Origin of the sequence: Marinobacter sp. (assembly GCF_039977835.1) — a bacterium.
Lineage (GTDB): Bacteria > Pseudomonadota > Gammaproteobacteria > Pseudomonadales > Oleiphilaceae > Marinobacter.
In genome coordinates, this window is the sequence record NZ_JBDWCL010000065.1 from 1 (window position 1) to 3,456 (window position 3,456).

A 3,456-nucleotide genomic window follows, 5' to 3' on the forward strand; every position below is an offset into this window, starting at 1 on the left:
GGGTCCAGGAGGAGTCCCGAGCGCGCGAGGGAAGCTCCTGGAGGCTCCTACGGGCATGCGGATAATTTTAGCCATGGGGTTGTCGCGCGTTGACTCAGTTATGTTCCGCCAAATAAGCGCGGTTTTAGGCCGCCGTTAACACCGTAGCATCTTCACTCGACACCCACCGGGGCTTCGGCACGGCGTCTTCCAGGCAATCCGCATCCGCTAAGGTCAGGCCCCAGTCGAGTAGAGTCTGCGGGGCCGACAACAAGGCCAAGTTCCTTTTATCGGCCAGAATGGCATGAACTCGAGGTTGGGTGACCAAAAACCGGTAGTTCAATAGGTTGGGAGTGTTTTTCGGCTATTTTTCACGTTTGTCTGCCAACCCTCTTATAGGATGTCTCATCCAGGCTTGCGGCCCAGTCACCGCCTATCCCCCGGTGCTTGTATCGGTTGAGGTTATCTTCAGCACCCGCGATAAACATCAACTCGTGGTTGCCAATCACGCTGTATACCCAGTCTGTAGCCAGAACCCACTCCAGAAGGGCCTTGGATTCTGGGCCGCGATCAATGGTGTCTCCCAATAGAAACAGGCGATCAGCCGCTTTGTTGAACCCAGCATCCGATAACGCGGCTTGCAGGGCTTCGAACTCGCCATGCAGGTCACCACAAACCCAATCCACTCCGACCGGATTGGCAGCAAAAAAACGATGCGGAGTCAGTCGAATGCTCATCGAACTGTATCTCCCCCGCTTAATGGCTCACTCACCGTCAACCTCCGGCAGAACCACCACGACTCGCCCATCGACATTCAAAGCCTGACCATCACCCAGCGGAATCAGCCAGGGCCAGTCCCATCGAGTATGGCCGAACACGGTGAGCCCCTGAAATCCCGTTTCGAGCGACAGTGCCACTCCGGGATCACCCCGACGATCCGCGCGTTCCGGGTCGGTTGGGCCTTGATGGAGCAGCAGGATATCCTGGGTTTGATCGGTCACCGATTCCAGTACGGCCAGAAAATCGTCCTCGGTTCGCCGTTGGTTACGATTCGGATTGCCCACGATACCGCTGACGCCCCCGACTTTCAGGTTGCCTAGCACCGTAACCACCCCGCCATCCAGAAGGTTGGTGTTGTCTGGAAGCGCCCCAGGATACGCCACCTGATCATGATTCCCCAGAACGCCAACCACCTCCGGCGCCATCGCGGAAAACGCCAGGAACACCTCATCCACAGGCCCAGTGCCGCCCCGTTTGTGGCAGTCGGGGTAGTCGTACAGGTCGCCACATAGAAAAACCGCGTCGGGAGCCGGAATGACACCATCCCGAGACAGCGCGACAAGGGCTTCGGCCACAGGAGCCCCGAGCAGTCGATTCTGACCGCCGGCTTCTCGCCCCTGGAGATCGGAAGTCAGCACAATCCCCTTCACATGACCTGGCAAGCCGGTGGCATAGGCCCGATAAAACGGCAGGCGATTATGCAGAGGCACACCGGCAGGGCCGCTGGTTCGATGCGGCAAGGTGAAAAAGGGTTCCGGATCGATCCGAGTGATTCTTGGCATGGAAGGCCTCTTGAGCTGGCTCCGTATTTCATACCACTCAAACAAAAAAGGTGGCCAAATTGACCGCCCAAAATCTTAGTCTACGGCGCTGGTTACCCCGTCCGCTTTGCATCAAAGTAGCGTCGAGTTTCCGCGAGGTGCTTCAAGGAGCCTCGCGCCATAAAGTCCAAGGTTGACGCTCCAAGAAAAGGAGGCTCACTGGTTTCCAGTCGAACCCGGCGATTGGCGCGTTCGTCCGTTGGATACATGGCTCTCAAGGATTTGTAGATGCCCAGGATGTAGCTGATGCGCTCCAGGGTATCCCGGGAGAGCTTTACGTGTGGCAACTTCTGATACTTGGTCAGCGTGCTCTGGGACACACCGCCGAGCATCTGGATCATTTCTTCCTGGGTGCAGCCCCACTCACGGCAGATACCAAAGAATCCTTTGAGAGCCAAATGCCCTTTGGCTTTTTCGTCATCGAGGGCCATTATGTTCGTCCATTCTTGGGCTGCTCTCGATCCTCCATAAAGTCGTCACTGGCACCTTCAGAGTCGAAATACTCGTCCCAAACCGGATCGGTCGGCCGGTCATAGCGTTTGACCGAGCCTTTGAGGCGTTCCAGAGGTGTAAGCTCCTGGGGCAAGGGCTCAGCCAGCTCATCGGCATGGGCCGTGTGGGCATCGAGGCCGTCCAAAAGTTCTTTTTCGGTTGGGCGCTTGGTTGTCATGGTGGTGTGCTCCGTATTTCCTACCAGTGTATACCAACCCTGAAAAGCTGACCGACTCCGCATTCCCTACCACTCAAACCAAAAAGGTGGTCAAATTTGACCGTGTTGACTGCCATTAAGGAAAGCGTGATATGACTCGCAACGGCATGGGCCCCACACACCCTGGCGAGATTCTCCGTGAAGATTATCTGAAACCGCTGGGAATGAGCGTGAACGCACTCTCTAAAGCCCTCCACGTCCCAAAAAATCGGATGTATGAAATTGTCAGAGAAAACCGAGGCATTACGGCCGACACGGCGATGCGGCGGGCTCGCTACTTTGGCACCAGCGAGCGGTTATGGTTGAACCTGCAAACGGAGTATGCGCTCCGTCAGGCTCAGATCAGCAATGCAGATAAAGTGGCCTGGGAGGTTGAACCCTACACGGCCTAATTGGGCCCTCTCTCGAAGACGTTTTAAAAGAGCTTTTCGATGGTGATGAGCAACTTATCAGCCGCTGGGTGGAAACACCGGTACCAGCTTTAGCAGGCGCGTCACCAAAAACATTGATGGGGACGCCCACCGGATGTGAGGTTCTGGAAAGCTATATCGAGAAGCTGAAGTACGGCGACTATTCGTGATTTCGAGAGCTTGAGGCATTACGTCGGAATACCGTGTCTAAGTCGGCCGATCAGCGTTTCGACATCACGCGCCCCCTCTTCTGTCATCGCTCGCTCAAGCGGGCTCTCTTCTTTAAAAACGTAGGCAGGATTTTGAAGCCATCGTCGTGCAGCCTGACGATCGCCATGGAAGAGGCCTTCAGCTGAAGCGCAGATCTTTAGAAGCCTGGCAACAGCTTCGGGCTCCGCGTCGACAAGCGACCCAGCCAGCCAGTCTTTCCAGTTTTCAATTTCTCCTGTTGTCATAGCTAAGCGCCTAGTTGGGCTCGGACATAGGAAAGTATACCTCGATCAGTCTTTCGCCAGTCCAATATTCGCCGCGCCATAATGGTCGGCTCACCATAATTTGGCAGTCGATTTACGCCATGTTTGACTCGTCTCCACCCAACCCGCTATTCGGAAACAAAGCACGCTGAGGTCGCAAAGCGGACATTCAGGCGGATAGACCTACACTTTCCCTTGAAGAAATTCAGCTTCTTTTTAGGAATGTCCGCAGTAACGCGGTAGAACCCCTGAGCAACTAGACGATATCTAGGTTATCGTTTGAT

The 3,456-nt window shown here is 55.3% G+C and carries 7 protein-coding genes; 2 read left to right on the forward strand and 5 right to left on the reverse strand.

What is annotated here, in order from left to right:
- Positions 1–350: 350 nt before the first annotated feature.
- From ABJM11_RS19345 to ABJM11_RS19360, 4 genes are all read right to left on the reverse strand, one after another.
- Positions 351–716, reverse strand: coding sequence for a metallophosphoesterase (locus tag ABJM11_RS19345; protein ID WP_348295685.1), 366 nt, complete (start codon positions 714–716; stop codon positions 351–353).
- 27 nt (positions 717–743) lie between these two features.
- Complete coding sequence (locus ABJM11_RS19350) at positions 744–1,541, reverse strand: metallophosphoesterase (protein WP_348295684.1); 798 nt, start codon at positions 1,539–1,541, stop codon at positions 744–746.
- A gap of 92 nt (positions 1,542–1,633) precedes the next feature.
- Positions 1,634–2,011: an antitoxin Xre-like helix-turn-helix domain-containing protein gene (locus tag ABJM11_RS19355; protein ID WP_348295683.1), complete on the reverse strand. Its 378-nt coding sequence runs from the start codon at positions 2,009–2,011 to the stop codon at positions 1,634–1,636.
- A complete protein-coding gene (locus ABJM11_RS19360) occupies positions 2,011–2,250 on the reverse strand; it encodes a hypothetical protein (protein ID WP_348295682.1) in 240 nt (79 codons plus the stop codon). The genes ABJM11_RS19355 and ABJM11_RS19360 overlap by 1 nt, the downstream gene beginning before the upstream one ends.
- Before the next feature lie 131 nt (positions 2,251–2,381).
- Between ABJM11_RS19360 and ABJM11_RS19365 the strand changes: the two genes are divergently transcribed.
- On the forward strand, positions 2,382–2,681 hold the full coding sequence (locus tag ABJM11_RS19365) for a HigA family addiction module antitoxin (protein ID WP_348295681.1): 300 nt from the start codon (positions 2,382–2,384) through the stop codon (positions 2,679–2,681).
- Positions 2,681–2,869 (forward strand): antitoxin Xre/MbcA/ParS toxin-binding domain-containing protein, encoded by a 189-nt coding sequence (locus tag ABJM11_RS22560; protein ID WP_407070021.1) that lies wholly within the window; start codon positions 2,681–2,683, stop codon positions 2,867–2,869. The genes ABJM11_RS19365 and ABJM11_RS22560 overlap by 1 nt, the downstream gene beginning before the upstream one ends.
- Before the next feature lie 18 nt (positions 2,870–2,887).
- On the opposite strand, the gene ABJM11_RS19370 is transcribed toward ABJM11_RS22560, so the two are convergent.
- On the reverse strand, positions 2,888–3,154 hold the full coding sequence (locus ABJM11_RS19370; RefSeq protein ID WP_348295680.1) for an MbcA/ParS/Xre antitoxin family protein: 267 nt from the start codon (positions 3,152–3,154) through the stop codon (positions 2,888–2,890).
- Positions 3,155–3,456 lie beyond the last annotated feature (302 nt).